The organism is Draconibacterium orientale, assembly GCF_900111425.1.
Classification (GTDB): domain Bacteria; phylum Bacteroidota; class Bacteroidia; order Bacteroidales; family Prolixibacteraceae; genus Draconibacterium; species Draconibacterium orientale.
Window position 1 is genome coordinate 1 of sequence record NZ_FOHT01000025.1, and the last position, 22,469, is coordinate 22,469.

Here is a 22,469-nt window from a genome sequence, read left to right on the forward strand (position 1 = left end):
ACGTTTGATCTTATTGTCATATCCACCTTTAAGATACAAATCTTAAAGGGACAATAAAAACAAAGGCTGTCCAATTTTACTTTTTGGACAGCCTCTTCCTTTTGGTTGTATAATTTTTATTTCTGTACGTGTACATCCATTTGCGGGAAAGGAATATTGAGGCCTTCCTTCTCGAATGTTTTGTAAACATTTTCATGAAGATCAAAATAAATACCCCAGTAATTGGCGGCTTCGGCCCAAACACGAACCACTAAATTAACCGAGCTGTCGGCCAGTTCGCTAACTGCAATAAACGGTTCGGCCGGGTCGTTTATAATTCTTTCGTCGGCTTTTATCAGCTTCATTAATACTTCTTTGGCTTTGTCAACATCATCGCCGTACGCAATTCCAAAGGTAAAATCAACACGGCGTTTAGCTTCCGCCGAAAAGTTGATCATCGATCCGGTTGCCAACCCACCATTTGGAATAATAATTGTTTTGTTGTCGGGTGTTTTCAGTATCGTGTTAAAGATCTGAATTTCGTTTACGGTTCCCGAGTGGCCTTGCGCAGTGATGTAGTGTCCTATTTTAAATGGTTTAAAAATAAGGATCATAACTCCTCCTGCAAAATTTGATAAAGTGCCCGAAAAGGCCATGCCAATAGCCAAACCGGCAGCACCAAGAATGGCAATAAAAGAGGTCATTTGAACGCCCATCATTCCAATAACAGCGATCCAAAGCATGGCTTTTAAACCAATCCCGATCAAACTGTTCAGAAAGCCCCGTAGAGAGGGATCTACATTTTGTTTTTCAAAACGGCTACGAATTGCTCTTCTAAGAATAGAGATAATCCATAAACCCACAATAAGTGTGACGATTGCTCCAATTAGTTTGGGGCCATAGAACATTACTAAGTCGTAAATTTGTTCTGATAATTTGTTTACTTCTTCCATCTTGTTTCGAAATTAAAATTTTGTTTAAGTTACAAACTTTCAATTGAAAAGTTCAAAAAAAAAGGGACTCAAATGCATTGAGTCCCTTTTTTGTTCATTTCTGTTTCTTCTGTCTAACTTCTCGAATAAACCAATTCCCCACGTAGGTACAGGAGCGTATCGTTTACACTCGAAAAACGACTTAGCTCTTCATCATTAATTCGAATGGTGAAGATGCGTTCTAAATAGTGAATAAAAATTGTCCAATCAATGTGGTCGAAATTCAGATCCTCATAAAACGAGGCGGTTAAACAAATGTTGTCTTTGGTAACACCTGTTTTACGTAGCACCCGGTAGAGGTTTCTTCGTAGCGACTTTTCTGTAACTGTTTCCGTTTTCATTGTTAAAGTTTAAAATTCGAACAAATGAATTTACGGGTCAAATATATAAAAATTCAATGAGTTCGTATTCTTTTCTGGCTAACAAACTATATTATAACCATTGTTTTACATTAATACCGACATGAAAAGCTGGTGGAGGTTGCAACTATTCTGCAATTTCGTGTTTGAGCTTACTGTAAATTTTAAGGTTTACATAACCAGTGTTGTGGTGTTCTCCCTGGCGTTCAGTGCCTTCGTAAACAAATCCCAGTTTTAGAGGAATTTTCTCGCTTTGTAAATTTTCTTCTGCCACTTTAATTTGTATGCGGTTCATTTTTTGTTTTTGAAAAGCAAACCGGATGAGTTTTTCAACGCTAGAGGTTATAATTCCTTTGCTCTGCATTTTTTCGGCCAGCCAGTAGCCAAGTTCCGTTTTGCGGTTTACCCAATCGGTGTCTTTAAAACCTATCAGTCCGGCAAATTCTTCGTTGTACCAAATGGCATAAACCAGGTCGCTTTTGTTACCGCTTTGCGTGATGCTGGCTATAAAAGCCTTCGTATCTTCTATTTTGCTGGTGTATTGCACAAAGGGGAGCCATTTTTTCAGGTACTCGCGATCGCGGTCAATAGTTTGAAATACAATTTCGGCCATCGACGAATTAATCAGTTCGAGCCTGATTTTGTGGTTTACCCTAATGTGTTCCATCGCTGAGTTTATTTAAATCGAACAGGAAAACCTGCTGATTGTAACTTTGGGTTTTTTCGCACGAAACCAAAATGCTGTCGTTGCTTAAAAAGCAAATGCCCTCGGTCTGGGCGCCGTCAATTCCTTCCAGTTTAATGTGCTGGCTTTTGCCTTCAAAAAAACGATCGCCCGGAAAATCGGAAAACAACCAGATAAACGAGCGGTAATTTTCATAACCCACCAGCGCCAGTGTTTTATTATCGGGGCTGATATCGGCTCCCGTAACCAGGCACTTTACATTAAAAGTATCGGTTGGGGTTATTTCGTAATCGCCTTTTTTTGTGGGCACTTTGTACTGCCAAGTAGTTTCGTCGCGCCAGTTTTTACTAAAAAGATACAGTTTGTTTTTAAAGGCTACCATCGCTTCACAATCGTACGGTGTGGTTTTTTTTAAATATGAGAAGTTATCCTGTAGGGCATATTTTAATTTAATTTCTTTGGTATCAATTTTTTGTTCTGCTTTTTCCGAAAGATCTTTTTTGTCGATTCTGTAAATGAGCAGGTTATTGCGGTTGCCCATGTTGTTTCCAAAATCGCCGATAAAAATGTTCTCCTCGCTTTGTGTTATCGACTCCCAATCTTCGTTTTGGGCATTGTCGAGCTCAATCTCGTATATTATCTGGCCCGATTTATTAAAGCCATACAATTCGTTTTTGCCACCGCTGTCGTTAAATCCCCAAAAATGCTTGTTGTAAATCATCAATCCAGATATCTCGTTTAATTTATCTGCAATTTCAGGAATATAGTTCTCAGCCTTTAATTGAACAGTGGGGTTTTCGTGCTCTTTCTCCGGGATTGAACATGAAAAAAACACGAACATTAAAAGAAGCCAGGAGTGAATGTTTATCATCTTTTTATCTTTACGGGAATTTATAATGTCAAAATAAGAAAATTAAATACGAATGAGGAAACGAGCAGCTAAGAATTTTACACAATGGAGGAGGATTATAAGCGAGTTCCCGGCCTACCGGTCAGGCAGGCATGAGTTACCATTGAGAATTGACAATAATAATCGCATGAAATTAATTATTTTAATCTTAATTGTTTTTGTTGGAGTAGGAATTTCGTGTAGCAATGCCAAACAAAGTAGCGATAAGGACCTGGTTGTTATTTCAACCGATTTTGGCGAAATAAAATTGAAATTATACAACGACACGCCCGAGCACAAACAGAATTTTCTGAAACTGATTGACGAAGCTTATTACGATGGATTGCTTTTTCATCGGGTAATAGAAAACTTTATGATTCAGGGAGGCGATCCCGACTCAAAAGATTCAGCACCAGGCGTTCGTTTGGGAGGCGGAAATCCCGGATACACCATCCCGGCAGAAATTTTACCGCAACATTTTCATAAAAAAGGAGCTTTGGCAGCAGCACGTCGTGGCGGCCCCTCGAATCCTGAAAAACGATCGAGTGGCTCGCAGTTTTATATTGTGCAGGGCGAGGTTTTAACGCCCGGAAAACTCGACACTATGGAAATGATGATGAACAGCCGCGCCAAAAATGAATTTCTACAGGAAAAACTTGCCGAAGCAAAACCGCAATTAGACGAATACCGGGAGAATAACGATCAGGACGGGTTTAACATTTGTTTATCGGAACTGCGCGCCGCTGCTGATAGCGCGTGGACTGAACAGCCACAGCTTTCGTTTACTTATGAGCAGCGTGAGGCATACACCACCATTGGCGGCTATCCTTCGTTAGATGGAGATTACACTGTTTTTGGCGAGGTTGTTGAGGGACTGGATGTTTTGGATAAGATTGCGGCCGTTGAAACGGATCAGTACGATCGTCCGAAAGCGGATATAAAAATGGAAATAAAACGCTCAAAATAGTTTATGTTTAAAACCGGATTTTTAATTGTATTTGTTTGTTTATTAGGTGTTTCATCTTTTGCTCAGTCGCGTGTTATTGAGATTTCGACGAATTACGGCGATATGCGTTTCCGGCTGTACGACGACACGCCAAAACACCAAAAGGCATTTATCGAACTGGCCAACGAAGGTTATTACGATGGCACTTTGTTTTACCGCGTTATCGAGAATTTTCTGATTCAGGGCGGTTCAAAAAGCTCGCGAAACGCACCTCCTGGAAAACGTATTGGTTATGGCGATCCGGACAAAACCGTTGACGACGAAATTCTGAAGCATTATTTTCATAAAAAAGGTTCGCTTTGTGCACCCCGACAGCCCGATGAGGTAAACCCGTTTAAGCAGTCGGATATTTCGCAGTTTTTTATTGTAAAAGGAAGCGTGCATACTGAGGGGGCTTTGGATACGATGGAGTTGGCCGTGAATGTTCCAATTCGGAAAAAAATTGTGGAGAAGTATATGACACCCGAAGTTCGGGAGCAGTTGAAGCAGCTGAAGGAAGAGAAAAAAGTAAAAGAATTCCGCGAATTGGCCGGCGAAATAAAAGCCGATATTGAAACCGATTACAATTTGAATCCCAATACGCTTGAATTTTCTGATGCCCAGCGCGAAGCTTACACTACCGTTGGCGGCTACCCCGAACTGGATGGGAAATACACCATTTTTGGCGAATGCATTTCGGGCTTTGATGTAATTGATAAAATTGCAGCACTAAAAACCGACAGCAATAACCGGCCGTATAACGATGTGAAAATCAAAGTGAATGTGATTAAGTAGTGTTATGATAAAACAAATCCTTTACATAGTTCTGGCTATTGTTTTTTTGAGTTCCTGCGGAAATAAAACAAAAAAGGGAACAACACAGCAACAGGAAACACCATCAAAACAAGAAGCCGCTGCTGATGAAAAACAGGATATCTGGAATCAGTTAATGCGATCGATTGCAAAAATTGATTCGTACGACGGCGACCGGATTCTGGAATCGGGGCAGGGATTTTTTGTGGGCGAAGACCTGTTGGTTACTAAATATTCGTTGGTCAATCAGGCCACCAATGTTAAGGTGCAGCCTTTTGATGAGGATAAAAAATACACGGCACGCAGTTTTGTGGCTTTCGATCGGATAAACGACCTGATTATTTTGAAGGTGGACAGCATTAGCCGCGAACCCATTGAGCTGCATAAGGATACCTTGCCCAATTTTGCCAAATCGTTTTATGTGGCACCAAAAACCGGGAAAACCCTGCAACTTTTTACCGGCAAAGTGCTAAACCTTGCAAACATCAGGGGGACGAGGTTGTACCGCTTAAGTAACAAGATTCGGACATCGCAGTTTGGCGCACCAATTTTTGTCTCAACCGGAAAAGCGATTGGCGTGGCTTATTCCGGAACGGTTAATTTCGAATTGCAGAGTTTTGCCATCCCGGCGGAATTTATTGCAGCCATGCTGCGAAAGAAAAACGAAACTCCCGAGCCGCTGGAGATGCTGAAAAATACCTCGAACGAAAAGATTGCCGCCGAAAACCGCAAAATTAAAGGGCTTGTACTGGAAACCGATTACGGCAACATTACCATAAAACTGTTTAACGAAACGCCCGAGTACCGCGATAATTTTATCCGGCTGGCCAAAGAACATTATTTCGATAGTTTACTGATTCACCGTGTTATTGCCGACTTCGGAATACAGAGTGGTGCCGCTGATACCCGCTATGCGGTGTCCGGTGCAAATGTGGGCTGGAAAGGCCCGGGCTACACCATCCCGGCGCATATTGTTTCCGGGTTGTATCACAAGCGCGGAATGATCGGTTCGCCACGAAAACCGGATACCGAAAATCAGCGACAACGCTCCGATGGATCGCAGTTTTACATCGTTTCGGGGCGGAAATATTTTGATAAAGGTTTGGATGAGCTGGAGGAAGTTAACAATTACAAGTTTTCGGCCGAGCAACGGCAGGTGTATAAAACCATTGGTGGCGCACCTCACCTCGATGGCAGTTACACCATTTTTGGGCAGGTAACGTCGGGAATGGATGTGGTGGATAAAATCGTTCAGGTTGAAATCGACAGGCGTTGGCGGCCACTTGAAGATATCCGTATAAAACGGGTTCGGATAATAAAATAATGCGAGCTCCATTTCAAGAAAGAATTACAATAAATAGTATTTGCACCGTCTTTTAAGGCGGTGATTAATGATGAGCTCTGTTTAATGTAAATTTTTAGGATTTTTGTAAACTTCATGTTACAAAAATCCTAAAAATTAATTGAGGCTATCTTCACTTTTTAACACCGCTCTAAAGAACGGTGCAAGAAATATTTACCCGATTTTTTATCGAAGTCAAATTAAAATAGCTCCGTCATTTCCATACCGTTTTGTAACCAGAAAGTTTTTAATCCGGCTTTTTGCGCGGCAACGATGTTATTTTCCAAATCATCGATAAACAGCGTTTCTTCCGGATTAACCCCCGACAGCGCAATTACCTTTTCATAGGCACTTACTTCCGGTTTGCGATCGTGAATTTCGTGCGAATAATAAACCGTTTTAAACAGCGATGGGAAATCGATGCCGTGTTGAGTTTTAAATTCTGTAAGCAATCGGTCGATATGAATTTGATTGGTATTGCTAAACAAGTAAAGGTTATAGTTTTTGCTGAGCTCCTGCACCTTTTTTACCCGGTGTTCCGGAATGTCGAGAATCATCGCATACCAGGCTTTGTCAATTTGGCGGTCAGTAAGTTGTTCTTTTTTAAGTAGTTTTCTTACGCCACTTCTGAATTCTGCAGGAGTAATTTTTCCAATTTCGAGCTTGTAGAAAATAGGATCGACATAAGCATTTTTATGATCCAGAACTTCGCCATCGCTGCCAAGTTGTTGAAAGGCTTTTATCGACGCATCAAAATCAAGATTTAACAACACGCGCCCCAAATCGAAAATGATATTTTTTATGTTTGAAAGGTTTGCTTTCATTCGTTTAAATTTATTTCACTAAAATAAGCATTTCGGGAAAATCTTTTTTAACTTCATATTAAACTTTAAAAACTACAGGAAGTTCAGTATTCATGAAAATTCAGGGAAAACATTATCATACTATTTGGGTTGACGCGGATGACCCAACTATTATTCAGGTCATCGATCAGCGGAAATTGCCGTTTATCTTCGAAACTTTTGCCATGCGTTCGGCCAACGACGCTTTTTTTGCCATAAAAGAAATGGTGGTTCGCGGTGCGCCGTTAATCGGGGTAACTGCGGCCTATGGCATGTACCTGGCACTTTTTCAGCTGAAAAATGAAAATTGGGAAGAAGAACTGAACCGGGTGGCCGAGTATTTAAAATCGTCGCGGCCAACAGCTGTAAACCTGGCTTTTGCGGTAGATGAAATGATGGCTTTTATTCTGGCGAATAAAAATGAAGCCGATTTGAATGAAAAAGTACTGGCAAAAGCCGGCGAATTAAAACAGCAGGAAATTGATTTTGGCGATAAAATAGGGGAGCACGGACTGAAGCTGATTGAGGAAATTTATAAAAAGAAGGGAAGTGCAGTGAATATTTTAACCCACTGCAATGCCGGCTGGTTGGCCTGTATCGACTGGGGAACTGCAACCGCGCCCATTTATAAAGCACATTTAAAAGGAATTCCGGTGCATGTTTGGGTCGATGAAACACGCCCGCGCAACCAGGGAGCACGATTAACCGCCTACGAACTGGGCGAGCAAGGCGTGCCGCACACGGTTATTCCCGACAACGCAGGTGGCCATTTAATGCAACACCAAATGGTTGATATGGTAATTGTCGGCAGCGACCGAACCACTGTTACCGGCGACGTGGCCAACAAAATAGGAACGTATTTAAAAGCGCTGGCTGCCCACGACAATAACGTACCTTTTTATGTGGCTCTGCCATCGAGTACCTTCGATTGGGAGATGAATGACGGAGTTAAGGAAATTCCAATCGAGCAACGAGCTGCCGATGAAGTGGCGGAAATTGAAGGCTGGCACGATAAGCAGATAAAATCGGTACGTTTAATTCCTGAAAAAAGTACGGTGGCCAATTATGGTTTCGATGTAACGCCGGCACGCCTGGTGAGCGGATTGATATCGGAACGGGGAATTTGCAAAGCCGATAAACAGAGTATTTTAAAATTGTATCCCGAGAAAATTTACAGATAACGCTATGAAGAAAATTGCAATAATAGGAGGTTCCGGTTTGGAAGATCCTGCCATTTTGAAAGAGGTAACCGAAGTAAATGTTGAAACGCCTTACGGCGCGCCTTCGTCGTCGTTTAAATGCGGTAAAATTGGAGGCGTGGAAGTGGCTATTCTATCGAGGCATGGCCGTGATCATTCTATTCCGCCTTCGACGGTGAATAACCGCGCAAATATTTGGGCCATAAAAGAATTGGGGTGTACACATATTCTGGCAACAACTGCCTGCGGAAGTCTGCGTTTGGAGATTGGCCGCGGTGATATTGTGATGCTCGATCAGTTTATCGATTTTACACGATTCCGGAAAAACAGTTTTGTGGAAGAATTTGAAGACGGACAGCTGAACCACCCGGCGATGGCCGATCCGTTTAACTGGCATTTACGTCAGGCTTTAATTGAAAATGCGAAAGCTTTGGATCTTGGGTTTCATAAAAGCGGAACCGTAATAACCATTGAAGGACCGCGCTTCTCGACACGTGCCGAATCGAATATGTTTCGTGTGTGGGGAGCTGATGTTATAAATATGTCGACAGCACCCGAGTGTGCTCTGGCCAATGAACTGGAGATTCCGTATGCGGCGGTGGCACTAAGCACCGACTACGATTGCTGGAATGTGGATGAAGCGCCTGTTACCTGGGAAGAAGTGCTGAACGTTTTCAACGAGAACGTTAAGCATGTAATTGCCCTGCTGCAAAACACAATCACATCGCTGCAAAAACAGGGTAGAGTGAATGGATAAAACGCATTTTTGGCACAGCATTTGTTAAATGGATTACATCTGCTTCAATGCCATGAAACGCAGTTTTTATAACCGTTCAGTTAGTACTAAATAATTCAGCCAACTTGCTAAATTGGCTATTCAGTTTCCGGCGGCACTCAACAGAATGCCGCTTTTTTTATGCGAACATATTGCATAAAACAACAAAGCCGGTACAAATGAATTGCACCGGCTTTGTTCTTTCTGAAATTGTATTTTACTGGTTTTCTTCCTCAATATTTTCTTCTACTTCTACATCAACTTTCATCTCACCGTTTTTCTTCGTTTTCTTAATGATGATCTTTTTGCCGTCTTTTTCAATTATCTGCGTGTCTTCGTCACTTTCTTCAACGGTCCAGGTTTTGCCGTCCTCCAAAATTTCAATGCGGCCTTCATCATCGGTAATTACTTTAATTCTTTTGGTCATATTTGGCATTCCTTCATGAATAATCATTGGTGCTGCGCCGCTGTTGTGCATAATAATTTCTTCGTGTACTTCAATGTTTTTTTCGTTTGGCTTTTCTCGTACAATTACGATCTTTTCTTTTCCGTCTTTTAAGTCTTTCTTCTCGAACGAAATAATGCCCGGATCGCTCAAATCGATCACATTTCCGCTTTTTTGTTTGTCGATTCGAATAACTTTCGGACCGGCTGATCCCGGTGCACCAAAAAACATATCGTTACCATGTTTGCCGTGCCACTGCATAATGTCAGACGATACATCATCCGAAAATATTTTCATCATGATGTGTTTTGCCGAGTCGCCATCGTTGGTTTTAAACTTGTATCTCATTGGCTTTGAGGCTCCGTCGCCTTTCAAAATAAATACATTTCCGTTTTCGTCGGTTTCCATGTCAAAATCAAAGTCAATATCAAAATCGAAATCCTCTTCTGCCATCCAACTCAAGGCTTTGTCGCCGCCAATTGTATCGCCATTCCACACAAAAACCTGGTCGGCCTCTATTACCGTGTCGATTTCCATTTTTTTGCCATCGTCTCCAATTTTCACCATTTTAATGTGTTTCTGCACCTTTTTAGTTTTTGGAGGATCCTGCGGTGCTTCGTTAATCGAAATGGCAGATGAGAAAAATAAGGCAAGGGCAAAAATTCCTGTTAGTGATAGTACTTGTTTCATGTCGTTAATTTATTTTGTTTTTCGTTTGAATATTCTGGCTGAAACCAAATTCTGATTCCCGAAACAAATATAGGGTGAGGTCTGTCAATCAGTCCGTTAAAGGCCGGTTAAAATCTGTTAAGGAAAAGTTAAAATCTTCTGTTGGCAAACGGTTTTGCCTATATTTGAATCATGAACAAGAAACTTTTTACCGGATTGATCATTTTGATGGGGATCTCTATTTTGGGGATTATTGCCGTTCAGCTTGTGTGGATGAACAACGCGATTCGGGTAAAAAACGAAATGTTCGAACGTGATGTTAATCAGGCGCTGCAGCAAACTGTAAGTCGTTTGGAAGATTTGCACAATTTTGGTGTGGTAAACGAAATGTTTTTTGCCGCCGACTCGGCCGATCTTTTTCAGGATTTTGATTTGGATCTGGAATTTGATACCGACTCGGATGGCGCGTTCAGCTGGAATGTTTCGCCAGACAAAGCACGTGTTTTGCGCCAACAACCGGATTCTACGCGAAAACCTGTAAAAATCATTCGAGAATTTGCTCCCGATAATCAGGAATCCCGTATTGAAATTCATATCGATAATGATTCCGACAGCCGTAAAGTACAGTCGTACTCATATAGTATGAGCACTACATCCACGGATAAAAACCATGTGTTTGTTAGGGGCGACAGTGCTAAGCCGGGGAGTGTTGTATTTGTAAAAAGCGATACGATATTAAGCGATGTCGATTCGCTTTATACCATTAGTACCGTGAAGATCGATTCGCTGCTTACCGATCTGGATACTTTTAAAATTCTGGCTCCCGACATTTCAAAGCGCGTGAAGCTAAAAGCCACCAGCCTGAAAAGAATGGCGAATAAAGTAGTTACCGAAGTTGCCACCTGGGATGTGCGTAGGTTGGATGAGGAGCTGATTTATGACGTGCTTAAAAAGGAGCTGGATGAAAACAACATTCCTCTTGATTTCGAATACGGAATTTATCGGGGCGAGGAGCTGAGCTTTCCCCGGCCGGTTACCGATTCGCTGAAAGTGGCGAACACCGTTTTCCAGGCCCAGCTTTATCCCAACGATATTTTTCAGAAAGACATAAAACTGGCCGTTGTATTTCCCGGCCGCGACAGTTTTATTTATCGTTCGCTCAACTGGTTGCTTGTCGCTTCGTTTTTATTCTCGCTGATCATTTTAATGACTTTTGCCCTCAGTATTTTTTACATTATTCGGCAAAAGAAAATTTCGGAGATGAAGTCGGATTTCATTAATAATATGACCCACGAGTTTAAAACGCCCATCGCAACTATTTCGGTGGCAACCGATTCTATTACTAATCAGAAAGTGCTGAGCGATCCGGAGCGTATAAAATATTTTGTGGGCATGATAAAAAAGGAGAATACCCGCATGAACAGGCAGGTAGAGGACATTCTTACTATCGCACGATTGGATAAAAAAGACTTTGAATTTCACTGGGAAACCATTGATGTGCACGACCTGATCAGCGATGCCGTTCAGGGAATTAAATTGCAGGTTGAAAAACGCGGTGGCAAGATTGAACTGGATTTAAAAGCCATTAATTCAATGGTAACTACCGACCGGATTCACTGTACAAATGTGGTTTATAACCTGATCGACAATGCCAATAAATATTCCGGCGATACTCCCGAAATTACCGTGTCAACTGTCAATCACCAAAGAGGCGTGGTGGTTTCGGTAACTGATAAAGGAATTGGTATGAGCAAGGCAGTTCAGGCAAAAATATTTGAGCGTTTTTACCGCCAAACCAGCGGAAATATTCACAATGTAAAAGGTTTTGGGCTGGGATTGAGTTATGTAAAAGCCGTTTTGGAAGCCAACCGCGGAACGATTTCCGTGAGCAGCGAACCCGGCAAGGGAAGCAAATTTGATGTATTTTTACCTTTTGTGAGGGAATAATAAATAAAGCTGTCATTTCGAAGAAGGTACGACTGAGAAATCTGTTACAGTTTTCTCACTGCGTTCGAAATGACAATAATAAAGAATGACAATAAAGCAACACATATTTCTGGTGGAAGACGACCTGAGTTTTGGGGCAGTTTTAAAATCGTATCTCGAGTTGAACGACTTTGAAGTTACCTGGGTTGACGATGGAAAATATGCCGTGGATAAATTCATAGCCGAATCTTTTCAAATCTGCATTTTGGATGTGATGTTGCCCAATATCGACGGATTTACAATTGGAACGGAAATACGCAAGCTCGACGCGAATATCCCAATGGTTTTTCTTACCGCAAAAACATTGAAGGAAGACATTCTGAAAGGCTACAACGTTGGAGCCGACGATTACATTACCAAACCTTTTGATACCGAAGTGTTGCTGTGTAAAATTCAGGCGATTATTAAACGGCAGTCGACACAGCCGGTGCGTGATGAATTTCTTTTTTCCATTGGTTCGTACTCGTTTGATTCGAAGTTGCGCTCGATCTCGCGAAATGGCGAAAAACAAAAGTTGTCGCCAAAAGAAGCCGATTTGCTGAAGCTGCTTTGCCAAAATAAAAATGAACTGCTTTCGCGCGAAACGGCACTTCGCAAAATTTGGGGCGAAGATGGTTATTTCACCGCCCGTAGTATGGACGTTTTTATTACCAAACTGCGTAAATACCTGAAAGACGATCCGAACATCGAGATCAAAAATATTCATGGCAGCGGTTTCCTTTTGGAAGTGAATTCTTAACAGAACTTAAATGAAGCCGACTGAAAATGATTGCCGCAGATCGGGCGGTTAAAATTCACAAATAGCTGTTTTTTCAGGATTCCTCTTTTTATCTTTAGGATTCAAATTCGAAAAATATGGAGCAAAGTAAAACTGCCGTTGTTAAAAGTTGTGGCACATTAAAAGATCAACCACAATTAGCCGATTTTCAAAAATATGTTACCGCTTTGGAAGAGGAGCGGGGTTTTGCCACGCAAACCACAATCGACAAGTGCCTGTTGCTGGGTGAGGAGGTAGGCGAGTTGTTTAAAGCCGTCCGAAAATCGGAAGGATTGCTGGTCGATTCCAATTCCGATTTCTCCGAAATTGCTGATGAACTGGCAGATATTTTCATTTATTTGTGCGCCATTGCCAACCGGAAAGGAATCGATCTGGAAGCGGCTTTTCGCAGCAAAGAGGAAAAGAACAAACTGCGAAAATGGGTTCGCGTTTAATCAGAGTATAAATTCATCAAGGGCAGTTATTTTGCATACAAACGGGTTGCCCGGTGGCTTCTAAAACGCTTCCCCACAAGTTCCCTTCGAGGTTCACTTTTTTGCGTTCTTTTGTAGCCAGCGGAATAGGAAGCACAGTATAAGCTCCCTGCCAGTACCCGACTACAAAATCGGTTCTTCCGGCCATGGCGGCGTGCACCGCATTTTGTGCTAGCTGAAAACAAAATTTGCTGTCGTTTGCATTGGCCGGTGTGCTGCGCAAAATGTAGCTCGGGTCAATATATTTTAGTGAAAATGGTATATTGGACGCCTCGAATTCTTCACGGATTTTATCACGTATGTACAAACCGATGTCTTCGTAAACTTTATTCTCCAGTGTATTTTTGTTGTCTTTCCCAAAAAAGAACTGACCGGCGCCTTCGGCAACAACAATAACTGCGTGTTGCTTTTTCTGCAGCCTTCTTTTCAGAATAGTAAGAAAACCCTTTTCTCCATCCAGATCGAAATTCATTTCCGGTATCAGTACAAAATTTACATCGGGGCAGGCCAGAGCGGCATTGGCTGCGATAAATCCTGAATCGCGGCCCATGAGCTTTATAACTGCAATGCCGTTGTAAACTCCTTTTGCTTCGTAGTGGGCGTTTTGAATTACAGTCATTGCAATGGAAAAAGCCGTTTCGAAACCAAAAGAACGCTCGATCATGTTAATGTCGTTATCAATCGTTTTTGGAATACCGGCGATTGAAATCTTCAGATCCCGTTTCTTAATCTCCTGGGCAATTGCATGTGCTCCGCGCTGCGTACCATCGCCACCAATGGTAAAAAGGATGTTAATACTTAGGCGCTCAAGTGTGTCAACTATGGTTTCAACAGGTTGCTCTCCGCGCGACGATCCGAGCATTGTTCCACCTGCCTTGTGAATATCATCAACCACATCCGGATCAAGCTCGATGTATGGGAAATTGTACTCGGGAATAAAACCGGAGTAGCCATATTTTATGCCGTAAATTTTCTTTACTCCGTAACGTTCCCAGAGGTTGTTTACAAGTCCGCGTATTACATTGTTCAAACCGGGGCATAAGCCGCCACAGGTAACAATTGCAACGCGTGTTTTGGCCGGTTCGAAGTAAAGGTGTTCCCTGGGGCCGGCGCGCTCAAACGAAAGCGGTTCTTCGCCTTTTGCCAATTGTTCTTTTACTTTTGATACTGTATTATAGTAGAGTACACGTTCTTCATCGCGGGTAAAATCAAAAATCCCGTCTCCTTCAACCGTTGAAAGGTTCAGCGGCGATTTAACAGTGCATTTTCCCAATCTTTCAACATAAAATTCTTCAGCCATACCCATGTTTTTGTGGTTCCATTAAACCTTTCAAATTTAGCCATTATGGTTTAATAATACCTGCTGGTACAGAATAGATTTTGGTAATATGGAATTGTATTGAAAAAAAGGTGCAGAGGATTGCGGTGTTATAAAGAGGCAAGCCGATGAAGTTCTCTCCATCGGCTTGCTTCTTTTTACTCATATTCCTGCACAATCACGCCGGTTAAGCGCAATAAGGATGTTTGTGCGTTAATGAAATTATAAATCGCTTCCAGTTTGCCTTGTGCCGCACGCAGGTAAATTTCCTGTACATCGCGGAAGTTGAACGAGTTGATGGCACCCGCTTCAAACTTATCGCGCGAAATTTGCAGGTTCAGTTGGGCTGCTGCCAGGTTTTCGTCGGCAACCGTTAGTAACTCTTTACGCACCTGGTAAAATTCGAACAGATTGGCCAAACTGTTATCCAGATCGTGCTGCATGTCGGTGAGCTGAATTTCAGCGATGTCGCTGTCTATCTCTGCAATTTGCAATGCCCGCTTCCGGTTTCCGCCACTAAATAAATTCCAGCTGAGTGTGAGATTACCATAAAAATTGGCTGAGTTTGCCCAATCCATGTCCATGTCGCCAACTTTTGTTCCGGCACGTGATCCTGTCACTCCTCCTGTAAATCCTAAGGATGGAGAAAACGAACTTTTTGCCGAAGCAATTGCATTGTTGAGCAGGCGCTGATTGATGTACTGGTTTTGCAAACTCTTGTTGTTTTCAATCATTTGCGCCCTGAGATTTGCTAACGTATAATCCTCTGTAATGGCTTCAAAATCATCGGTGTATTCGTAATCTACAGCTTCTGTTTCGGCCATTAAATAAGCCAGATTACGTTTCGCGTTTTTGTAAGCTACTTCCTGCAAGAGGTAACTTGCCCGGTCGGCCAGGTAGGCATTTTGTGCCTGCAAAACATCGTATGTAACTGCCGATCCGTATTCTTTTTGTTGCTCCGCTTTCTGAAAACGATCTTGCGAAAGTGCCATTACTTCGTTATAAGTTGCCAGAATTTCTTTCTGTAACAAAACATCGTAATAGGCCAGAATCACTGATTGAATGGTCCCTTCAACCATAACTGCCGCATTGTTTTTCGACAGGTTCTCCAACTCCTCTAAACGGGTTTTGGTAATACTCACCGAAAAACCATCAAAAATAGTCCAGTTTACCGATGCTCCACCTGTTAATCCAATTGAGGTGGTATTATCGCCATCAACTACCCGAACTGAGTTGTTATCGCCCAGCGACAGATTGATGTAAGGGTAGCGGCCGGCTGTTCCCCAGTTGTTTTCAATTTCGGCAACGCGTTGGTTTTCTTTTGCAATAACAATGTCGTAGTTGTTTTCCAGCGCCTTGGTAATGGCGTTGGTAAGTGTAAGTGGCTGCTGGGCCTGCGCAAACAAACCCGAAGCCATTATTAATAATAGTGTTACTATCTTATTCATTGGTATCCTCCTCATCTTCTTCGTGATAAATGCTGTTATCGATTTTGCGTTGTGCATTTTGCCAGGCAATTTCTACGTGTTCGCGTTCAAAAGTTCTGCCGGTCCACTGTTCGCGTACAAATTTCCGGATATCGTTCAATACCAGTATTAGAGCCGGAAAGAACAAGAGAATAAACATGGTTCCGAAAGCCACTCCATATACCAGCGAAATGGCCATTGGAATAAGGAACTGCGCCTGGAAACTGGTTTCGAGAATAAGCGGATACAGACCGAAAGCAGTAGTAAGTGTCGTTAAAATAATAGGACGAAGCCGTGATTTTCCGGCCTCAACAATGGCGTCTTTTACTTTTAGTCCTTCCTCGACAAGCAGGTTGTATTTGGAAAGAAATACCACCGCATCGTTAACAATTACACCGGTAAGTGCCACAATTCCCCACAAGCTTAAAATCGAAAGCGGTTTGCCGTGAATACCGTGTCCCCAAACGGCGCCCAGTATCGAAATCGGGATCATAATAATGATGATCATCGGTTGCTCGAACGAACGGAAACTGATCATCAGAATAAAGATAATTGCCAGAAAAGCCATTGGGAAAAGGAAAGCCAGGTCGCTCATGTTTCGTTCACTTTCGCGCTGTTGTCCCTGGAATATTACTGAAATTCCCGGAAATAGCACCTTGAGTTCGGGAATTACTTCTGCTTTAATCAAATCCAGCGTTTCGGTAACCGAAGCATCCGGGTCAACCATGTCGGCATTTACCCTGATTTCGCGTTTTCCGTTAAAGCGGTTAATGTTTACCGGGCCACGTTTCATATCGTAATCAACCAGTTCCATCAGCGGGTATTCGCCTTGTGGCGTTTTTACCTTCATTTTTTCCAGCTGCCCGATGCGCTCGCGTCCTTCGGCGGGGTAACGTACCCAAATACGAAGTTCGTCGCGGCCAACCTGCAGGCGTTGTGCCTGTCCGCCATAAAATGCCTGGCGTACCTGGTTGGCAATGTAGGTTTCGTTTAAGCCAAGCATGTAGGCTTTAGGTTTTAGTTCCAAAAGAATTTCCTGTTTACCCAAGGCATTTGAATTAACCACATCTTTTAACTGCGGATATTGCAACAGCCTGTCCATGAGGTAATCACGTGCAGCTTCCAGTTCTTCGGTATTTCTCGACATCAACCCGACAGAAACCGGATCGCCAAAGCGGTTGCTGGCGCCAATGGTAAATTTCTCGGCTTCGGGCACATCTCCGATTTTCTGGTTTAAACGACGGATAATCTCATACGAACTGATTCCTGTTTCTTCCGAGTTTCGTGGCGATACATCAATATTTCCGCAATGCGCACCACTTTCGTCGCGGCTAAAAGCAGAACCCAAATTGATAATGCTGTTTTCGATAATAGGCAAGGAATCGTTGTAATCGGCCATCAATTCTTCGTTTACCACCCACACAATACTATCAAAACGCTCGAGGTATTGCATGGTTTGGCGTTCTCCTGAACCCGGTGTAAAAGCAATATTAATGTTGAAGGAATCGAACTCCATTCGCGGAAAGAAGGTTGTTTTAATCAGTTGTCCGCCAATTAATCCAAGAGTAATAACAATCATTGCCACCGGAATTCCGATTACAATATAGCGCCACTCCAAAACCAGTTTTACTACCCGGTCATAGGCATAATCGCGTAACCAGGTAAAAAAGCGTTCAGTATATTTTCGCAGGCCTTTTGCTTTTCTGTGTAATGTTTTTCGGTTTAAAACCTTTTCGTTACCAAGGTGTGCCGGAAGAACCAGAAAAGCCTCGATTAAGGAAATAAGCAAACTGGCAATTACGATTATTGCCATTTCGTACATCATTTCCATGCGACCGGTTATAAAAATAAGCGGCGAAAAAGCAACCACAGTTGTTAGTACCGATGACGTTACAGCGGGAATTACTTCCACAGTCCCGTCAACAGCAGCCCGCATGGGGCTTTTCCCCCGTTCGAAATGCTGGAAGATATTTTCCCCGATTACAATTCCGTCGTCAACCAGAATACCAATTACCAGGATCATTCCGAATAACGACATCATATTAATGGTAACGCCCATCAAATTCGCCACGATAAACATGCCCAGGAAAGAAGCCGGAATACCCCAGGCAACCCACAACGATAATCGGGTGCTGAGCATAATTCCGAGAATAAGAACCACCAGGATCAAACCCATTCCTCCGTTGCTGTAAAGCAGGTCGAGGCGCGATTTTAACAAGTCGAGATATGAACGGGAATAGATGAGTTTTACGCCGTGTGTTTCAGTGTTAAAGTCTTTTACATACTCCTGAATGTATTGGTCTATCTCGTCAAGGTCTTCCGTAATCAGTTTCATTACGTTGATGTTGATCAGCGGATTTCCCTTCTCAAGTGCTTTGTTGGGCACATCCGAGAATTTCATTTTTACTGTGGCAATATCGTTAATGCGAAGCACGCTTCCATCGGGGTTGGCACGTAAAATAATGTTGCCAATTTTATTCGGGTCGGCACTCCGCGAGCGCAAACGAATCAACAGCTCTTCATCTTTCGATCGTAGCTGCCCGCCCGATACATCGCGGTTGTTGTTGGTAATGGCGCTTTGCAAATCGTCGAATGTTAATCCGTAGCGCAGCAAATCTTCCTCGTCGGCTTCTACTGAAATTTCGAGGCTTGGAAAACCCGAAATGGTAACCTGGCTCATAATTCCCGATCCCAGGAAATCTTCTTCCACCTGCTGGGCGTACGATTTTAGTGTCATTAAATCAACGTCGCCGGTAACCAGCAAACGTGCGGCCGGCGATGTGGTTCGTGTTTTGGCCACAATGGGGCGTTCGGCAGCCGTTGGCAAGGCCGAAATTCCATCCACTGCATTTTTTACTTCAATAAGTGCTTCGTCGATATCGTATCCGGGCTGTATTTCAATACGGATGCTGGCACTGTTTTCGGCCGATACTGAATTGATCTCGTATATGCCGGGGATGGCTCTCACTGCTTCCTCAACACGCGAAGTAACCCCTTCTTCCATTTCAACCGGCGATGCACCGGGATAGGCTACACGAACAGTGATCATATGCGATTCGCGTTCGGGGAAGAAAGATTTCTTCATTGAAAGAAAACTTATGCTACCCACCACGATGAGGAAAAGCAGGATCAGGTTGGCGTAAAACGGAAATTTTACAAATAGTTCAACTATCTTCTTCATTGATCTGTCTCCTTTTTCTATTGAGGTTTAGTCTGGTTTCCGGGTTGTGGCTTGTTGGTGCCTTCTTCGCCCTGAATATTAACCGGAGTATTTTCTTTTACATTTATTAATGGTTCTGCAACTACTTTGCTTCCTTCAGGCAAACCATCAAAAATCAGTGTTGTTTCGTTGCGTTTTATCACGTTTATTTCGCGTTTTTTCAGTTCGCCATCAATTACAACATAAACCGTACTTGAGTTAAAAACTGCACCACGAGGAATTTCCATGGCATCGGCAATTTTTTGTCCGGGGAAAGTTACTTCGTAAACCTGTCCGGGAAGTACCTTGTCGGAGTAGGTTTGGTCAACCTGCACGAAAATGCTTAGCGACTGTGTTTCGGCTTCAACAAAATTTGATTTACGCACTACTTTGCCGGGAATTGACGAATTGTCGAGGTTGGAATGAATGAGCACTTTATCGCCGATTTTTATCCATTCGCTGTCTTCATTTGGCACCGGAACTTCAATCTCCACATGGTCGGTACGAATCATTCGTGCAATTTGCCCGCCGGTATTTACATACGATCCGGTTTCGTAATTTACCTGTGTAAATGTTCCATCGAAAGGCGCATAAAGTGTATGGCGTTTTAATTTTTTCTCGTCTTGTTTAATGCTGTAATATTCGGTTAACACTCCGCGGCTGGCTAAAAATACTTTTAGTTTTTCGTCTTTTACAACCGGCATTTCAGTCAGGTCGTTATCCAAATCGATGGCTCTGAAAAATGTTTCGAAAGCATTTAGTTGTTTTGGGAAATCAACTTTCAGGTCGGGTAATAACGATGTTATTGTTGTTAAAAGCTGAGCTTTACGGGCTTTTAAGGCAAGTTCTACTTCATCTTTGTAAATTTCGGCAAGCAACTGGCCTTTTTTAAACGATGTGCCTTTGCGCAGCACAACTGCTCCCGGCTCAATTTTTCCCGATGCTTCGGCAACCAGCAATACTTCGCTGCCCGATACGGCTCGTCCGCCGGGGAGTGAAAGAGGGGAAGTAATTTCTGAATAGTTAACTGTTTCCACTTTTACCGATCGTTTCATATCAACATCGGGTCGTTTGGTTTGCTCCGGTTTCATTGAGACGAATAGTTCTGATAATGCTGCGGCTCCTCCTAACAAAACAATAAGGGCAACAACGATAAACGTAGTTTTTCTCCAACTCATGGCTATTTCTTTTATTTGAATTTTTTAATCAACATAGGTTTAGTGTCGAGTGCAAAAATCACTAATTTTTTAATGTAACAAATTTTATTTTGTAAAAACGACACATTAATCGCTTATAATTAACCTCTACTGTCGCCAAACAAGTAATTACAAAGACCTTTTAGTTTGAGCTTGGTTTAATTTGAAATGTAACTTTTTTATATGAACAAAACACCAAAAAATATAAGATGTTTAACACGAGTAATTTCCGAGTGTTTAAAACTCTACTGCGCAGTGTGAAAATGGGGGTTATGGCTTTTGAAAAGTAGTCGGTTATGTGCGAATTTGAATTGCAAAAGGGGAGTGAATTAGCCCTGCGTACGAACAAGCCGTTAGCTCATTTCCCGGAAAAATCCACACGTCATTTTTTCGGGCAAGGCATTTATTAATCAGGGCAAAGTAAAACCTAAGTGATAAAATATAGGTTTTTGCTTAAAAGAAATGCTAACTTTGCAGGCTTGTTTGCGGGAAGCAGAAAAAACAGATGCAAATACTTGAATTTGATACGGTTGTAATAGGGAGCGGGCTGGCAGGATTGTCGGCTGCTTATCACTCTTCAAAATACGGACGCGTTGCGATAGTAACCAAATCGCAGCTTGATGTAAGTAACTCATATTATGCGCAGGGCGGAATTGCGGCGGCTATTGCCGACGAGGATTCGCCTGAACAACATGCACACGACACTTTGGTTACCGGGCGCGGCATTTGCGATCATGATGCGGTAGACGTTTTGGTTAACGAAGGAAGGGAACGTGTACACGAATTAATCGATTTGGGAATGCAATTCGATAAGGAAAATGGCGAATTTGTACTCGGCCTGGAAGGCGGACATACGAAACGCCGTATATTGCATGCCGGCGGCGATGCTACCGGAAAAGAGTTGACTTTGTTTAAACTGCGTCTTATCCGGGAGAATAAAAATGTTGAAGCATTCGAATATGTGGTGGCAGTAAAATTGCTGAAGCACCACAATGCAATCGTCGGGCTTCAGGCCTACGATTTTAAAACCAACGAAAATATCCTGTTCAAAACAAAAGCTGTAATTGTAGCAACAGGTGGCTTGTCGCGGGTTTTTGCGCGCTCAACAAATCCGCATACGGCAACCGGCGATGGAATTGCGTTGGCGTATGATGCCGGTGCCCGATTGGCCGACCTCGAGTTTGTTCAGTTTCATCCATCGGCATTGTGCCTGCCGGGCAAGGAAGCGTACCTGATTAGCGAGGCAGTTCGTGGCGAAGGAGCATGGTTGTTGAATTCGAAGGGCGAACGTTTTATGAAAGACATTCACCCGCTGGCCGAGCTGGCACCGCGCGATGTGGTGGCCTACAGTATTTTTAGGCAAATTCAAAAATCGGATGTCGAGCGTATCTATTTGTCGTTAAAACATTTGGATAAGGAAAAGATCAGAAACCGCTTTAAGAATATCGACAGGCATTTACGGGAATTTGGTTTCGATTTAACCGAAGATAATTTGCCCATTGCACCGGCAGCGCACTATATGGTTGGCGGAATTCGGACCAACCTCGATGCTGAAACAAATATTTCGGGGCTTTTTGTTTGCGGCGAAGCCGCATCAACCGGAGTGATGGGAGCCAATCGCTTGGCAAGTAATTCCTTGCTCGAGTGTTTGGTTTTCGGAAAACGTGCCAGCGAAAAAGCGGCAAAACTGGTTGCCTCGGAGCATTTAGTTGAAAAACCCGAGCCAATTACCTTGGATGCCGGTAACGAGCAGCTCTTTCTGACCTATCAGCACGAAGTGGCACAAATTATGTCGAAAAAACTGGGAATTGTCAGAAACCGGGAAGACCTGGAAGCTGCACTCAGCCGCCTCTCTGAAATTGTTTCAGAATTCGACAAGGATCAAAACGAATATAATTTAATTAAGATCAGGAATATGTCGCTCATTAGTAAGCTTATTGCGCAATCGGCATTGATTCGCGAAGAGAGCCGCGGTGGGCACATCCGGGAAGATTTTCAGAAGGAGAACCCTGATTTTAAAACACATATTATTCAACAAAAAAACAAAAACATTGAGTTTGAACCCATAAGAAAGTAAAG

19 protein-coding genes are annotated in these 22,469 nt (G+C 42.8%); 9 read left to right on the forward strand and 10 right to left on the reverse strand.

Going from position 1 to position 22,469, the window contains the following annotated elements; all coding sequences use genetic code 11:
• Nucleotides 1-116: 116 nt before the first annotated feature.
• From BMW53_RS13760 to BMW53_RS13775, 4 genes are all read right to left on the reverse strand, one after another.
• Nucleotides 117-932 (reverse strand): mechanosensitive ion channel family protein, encoded by an 816-nt coding sequence (locus BMW53_RS13760; RefSeq protein ID WP_038556739.1) that lies wholly within the window; start codon nucleotides 930-932, stop codon nucleotides 117-119.
• Nucleotides 933-1,045: 113 nt separating this feature from the next.
• Nucleotides 1,046-1,312, reverse strand: coding sequence for an acyl carrier protein (locus tag BMW53_RS13765; protein WP_038556736.1), 267 nt, complete (start codon nucleotides 1,310-1,312; stop codon nucleotides 1,046-1,048).
• A gap of 145 nt (nucleotides 1,313-1,457) precedes the next feature.
• Entirely contained in the window at nucleotides 1,458-1,997 is a 540-nt protein-coding gene (locus BMW53_RS13770) for a GNAT family N-acetyltransferase (RefSeq protein ID WP_051567659.1), read from the reverse strand.
• On the reverse strand, nucleotides 1,984-2,886 hold the full coding sequence (locus BMW53_RS13775) for a hypothetical protein (RefSeq protein ID WP_038556734.1): 903 nt from the start codon (nucleotides 2,884-2,886) through the stop codon (nucleotides 1,984-1,986). The genes BMW53_RS13770 and BMW53_RS13775 overlap by 14 nt, the downstream gene beginning before the upstream one ends.
• 166 nt (nucleotides 2,887-3,052) lie before the next feature.
• Here BMW53_RS13775 and BMW53_RS13780 point away from each other — a divergent pair, with 166 nt between their 5' ends.
• Genes BMW53_RS13780 through BMW53_RS20660 form a run of 3 tightly spaced genes read left to right on the forward strand, consistent with a single transcriptional unit; the run spans nucleotide 3,053 to nucleotide 6,026 of the window.
• Nucleotides 3,053-3,871, forward strand: coding sequence for a peptidylprolyl isomerase (locus BMW53_RS13780; protein ID WP_038556733.1), 819 nt, complete (start codon nucleotides 3,053-3,055; stop codon nucleotides 3,869-3,871).
• Nucleotides 3,872-3,874: 3 nt separating this feature from the next.
• Entirely contained in the window at nucleotides 3,875-4,684 is an 810-nt protein-coding gene (locus BMW53_RS13785; protein ID WP_038556731.1) for a peptidylprolyl isomerase, read from the forward strand.
• 4 nt (nucleotides 4,685-4,688) lie between these two features.
• Entirely contained in the window at nucleotides 4,689-6,026 is a 1,338-nt protein-coding gene (locus BMW53_RS20660; RefSeq protein WP_051567658.1) for a peptidylprolyl isomerase, read from the forward strand.
• Nucleotides 6,027-6,244: 218 nt separating this feature from the next.
• On the opposite strand, the gene BMW53_RS13800 is transcribed toward BMW53_RS20660, so the two are convergent.
• The gene (locus BMW53_RS13800) at nucleotides 6,245-6,868 is read right to left on the reverse strand and encodes an HAD family hydrolase (protein ID WP_038556728.1); all 624 of its coding nucleotides are present in this window, start codon (nucleotides 6,866-6,868) and stop codon (nucleotides 6,245-6,247) included.
• 92 nt (nucleotides 6,869-6,960) lie between these two features.
• On the opposite strand from BMW53_RS13800, the gene mtnA reads away from it, so the two are divergent.
• Together mtnA and mtnP are read left to right on the forward strand one after the other, a co-directional pair.
• Nucleotides 6,961-8,067: an S-methyl-5-thioribose-1-phosphate isomerase gene (gene mtnA / locus BMW53_RS13805; protein ID WP_038556725.1), complete on the forward strand. Its 1,107-nt coding sequence runs from the start codon at nucleotides 6,961-6,963 to the stop codon at nucleotides 8,065-8,067.
• A gap of 4 nt (nucleotides 8,068-8,071) precedes the next feature.
• Nucleotides 8,072-8,842: an S-methyl-5'-thioadenosine phosphorylase gene (mtnP, locus tag BMW53_RS13810; RefSeq protein ID WP_038556723.1), complete on the forward strand. Its 771-nt coding sequence runs from the start codon at nucleotides 8,072-8,074 to the stop codon at nucleotides 8,840-8,842.
• 235 nt (nucleotides 8,843-9,077) lie between these two features.
• Here mtnP and BMW53_RS13815 read toward each other — a convergent pair whose 3' ends face one another.
• On the reverse strand, nucleotides 9,078-9,995 hold the full coding sequence (locus BMW53_RS13815; RefSeq protein ID WP_038556720.1) for a hypothetical protein: 918 nt from the start codon (nucleotides 9,993-9,995) through the stop codon (nucleotides 9,078-9,080).
• A gap of 171 nt (nucleotides 9,996-10,166) precedes the next feature.
• On the opposite strand from BMW53_RS13815, the gene BMW53_RS13820 reads away from it, so the two are divergent.
• From BMW53_RS13820 to BMW53_RS13830, 3 genes are all read left to right on the forward strand, one after another.
• A complete protein-coding gene (locus BMW53_RS13820; protein ID WP_051567657.1) occupies nucleotides 10,167-11,921 on the forward strand; it encodes a sensor histidine kinase in 1,755 nt (584 codons plus the stop codon).
• 85 nt (nucleotides 11,922-12,006) lie between these two features.
• The gene (locus BMW53_RS13825; RefSeq protein ID WP_038556718.1) at nucleotides 12,007-12,699 is read left to right on the forward strand and encodes a response regulator transcription factor; all 693 of its coding nucleotides are present in this window, start codon (nucleotides 12,007-12,009) and stop codon (nucleotides 12,697-12,699) included.
• A gap of 116 nt (nucleotides 12,700-12,815) precedes the next feature.
• A complete protein-coding gene (locus tag BMW53_RS13830) occupies nucleotides 12,816-13,172 on the forward strand; it encodes a MazG nucleotide pyrophosphohydrolase domain-containing protein (RefSeq protein WP_038556715.1) in 357 nt (118 codons plus the stop codon).
• A 16-nt stretch (nucleotides 13,173-13,188) separates the two neighbouring features.
• Here BMW53_RS13830 and BMW53_RS13835 read toward each other — a convergent pair whose 3' ends face one another.
• The 4 genes from BMW53_RS13835 to BMW53_RS13850 all read right to left on the reverse strand — a co-directional run bounded on the left by BMW53_RS13835 (nucleotide 13,189) and on the right by BMW53_RS13850 (nucleotide 20,372).
• Nucleotides 13,189-14,511, reverse strand: coding sequence for an ATP-dependent 6-phosphofructokinase (locus BMW53_RS13835; protein WP_081804940.1), 1,323 nt, complete (start codon nucleotides 14,509-14,511; stop codon nucleotides 13,189-13,191).
• Between the two features lie 176 nt (nucleotides 14,512-14,687).
• Nucleotides 14,688-15,977, reverse strand: coding sequence for a TolC family protein (locus BMW53_RS13840; protein WP_038556711.1), 1,290 nt, complete (start codon nucleotides 15,975-15,977; stop codon nucleotides 14,688-14,690).
• Complete coding sequence (locus BMW53_RS13845) at nucleotides 15,970-19,176, reverse strand: efflux RND transporter permease subunit (protein ID WP_051567656.1); 3,207 nt, start codon at nucleotides 19,174-19,176, stop codon at nucleotides 15,970-15,972. Before BMW53_RS13845 ends, BMW53_RS13840 begins: the two co-directional genes overlap by 8 nt.
• Nucleotides 19,177-19,193: 17 nt before the next feature.
• Nucleotides 19,194-20,372 carry an efflux RND transporter periplasmic adaptor subunit gene (locus BMW53_RS13850; RefSeq protein ID WP_081804776.1) on the reverse strand — a complete coding sequence of 393 codons (1,179 nt, stop codon included), beginning with the start codon at nucleotides 20,370-20,372 and terminating at the stop codon, nucleotides 19,194-19,196.
• A 523-nt stretch (nucleotides 20,373-20,895) separates the two neighbouring features.
• Here BMW53_RS13850 and nadB point away from each other — a divergent pair.
• Nucleotides 20,896-22,467, forward strand: a complete 1,572-nt coding sequence (gene nadB / locus BMW53_RS13855) for an L-aspartate oxidase (protein ID WP_038556706.1) — start codon at nucleotides 20,896-20,898, stop codon at nucleotides 22,465-22,467.
• Nucleotides 22,468-22,469 lie beyond the last annotated feature (2 nt).

Bases quoted from the DNA above. Each gene is read 5' to 3' on its own strand.
- BMW53_RS13760 (WP_038556739.1), bottom strand. From the start codon at position 932: ATGGAAGAAGTAAACAAATTATCAGAACAAATTTACGACTTAGTAATG.
- BMW53_RS13765 (WP_038556736.1), bottom strand. From the start codon at position 1,312: ATGAAAACGGAAACAGTTACAGAAAAGTCGCTACGAAGAAACCTCTAC.
- BMW53_RS13770 (WP_051567659.1), bottom strand. From the start codon at position 1,997: ATGGAACACATTAGGGTAAACCACAAAATCAGGCTCGAACTGATTAAT.
- BMW53_RS13775 (WP_038556734.1), bottom strand. From the start codon at position 2,886: ATGATAAACATTCACTCCTGGCTTCTTTTAATGTTCGTGTTTTTTTCA.
- BMW53_RS13780 (WP_038556733.1), top strand. From the start codon at position 3,053: ATGAAATTAATTATTTTAATCTTAATTGTTTTTGTTGGAGTAGGAATT.
- BMW53_RS13785 (WP_038556731.1), top strand. From the start codon at position 3,875: ATGTTTAAAACCGGATTTTTAATTGTATTTGTTTGTTTATTAGGTGTT.
- BMW53_RS20660 (WP_051567658.1), top strand. From the start codon at position 4,689: ATGATAAAACAAATCCTTTACATAGTTCTGGCTATTGTTTTTTTGAGT.
- BMW53_RS13800 (WP_038556728.1), bottom strand. From the start codon at position 6,868: ATGAAAGCAAACCTTTCAAACATAAAAAATATCATTTTCGATTTGGGG.
- mtnA (WP_038556725.1), top strand. From the start codon at position 6,961: ATGAAAATTCAGGGAAAACATTATCATACTATTTGGGTTGACGCGGAT.
- mtnP (WP_038556723.1), top strand. From the start codon at position 8,072: ATGAAGAAAATTGCAATAATAGGAGGTTCCGGTTTGGAAGATCCTGCC.
- BMW53_RS13815 (WP_038556720.1), bottom strand. From the start codon at position 9,995: ATGAAACAAGTACTATCACTAACAGGAATTTTTGCCCTTGCCTTATTT.
- BMW53_RS13820 (WP_051567657.1), top strand. From the start codon at position 10,167: ATGAACAAGAAACTTTTTACCGGATTGATCATTTTGATGGGGATCTCT.
- BMW53_RS13825 (WP_038556718.1), top strand. From the start codon at position 12,007: ATGACAATAAAGCAACACATATTTCTGGTGGAAGACGACCTGAGTTTT.
- BMW53_RS13830 (WP_038556715.1), top strand. From the start codon at position 12,816: ATGGAGCAAAGTAAAACTGCCGTTGTTAAAAGTTGTGGCACATTAAAA.
- BMW53_RS13835 (WP_081804940.1), bottom strand. From the start codon at position 14,511: ATGGCTGAAGAATTTTATGTTGAAAGATTGGGAAAATGCACTGTTAAA.
- BMW53_RS13840 (WP_038556711.1), bottom strand. From the start codon at position 15,977: ATGAATAAGATAGTAACACTATTATTAATAATGGCTTCGGGTTTGTTT.
- BMW53_RS13845 (WP_051567656.1), bottom strand. From the start codon at position 19,176: ATGAAGAAGATAGTTGAACTATTTGTAAAATTTCCGTTTTACGCCAAC.
- BMW53_RS13850 (WP_081804776.1), bottom strand. From the start codon at position 20,372: ATGAGTTGGAGAAAAACTACGTTTATCGTTGTTGCCCTTATTGTTTTG.
- nadB (WP_038556706.1), top strand. From the start codon at position 20,896: ATGCAAATACTTGAATTTGATACGGTTGTAATAGGGAGCGGGCTGGCA.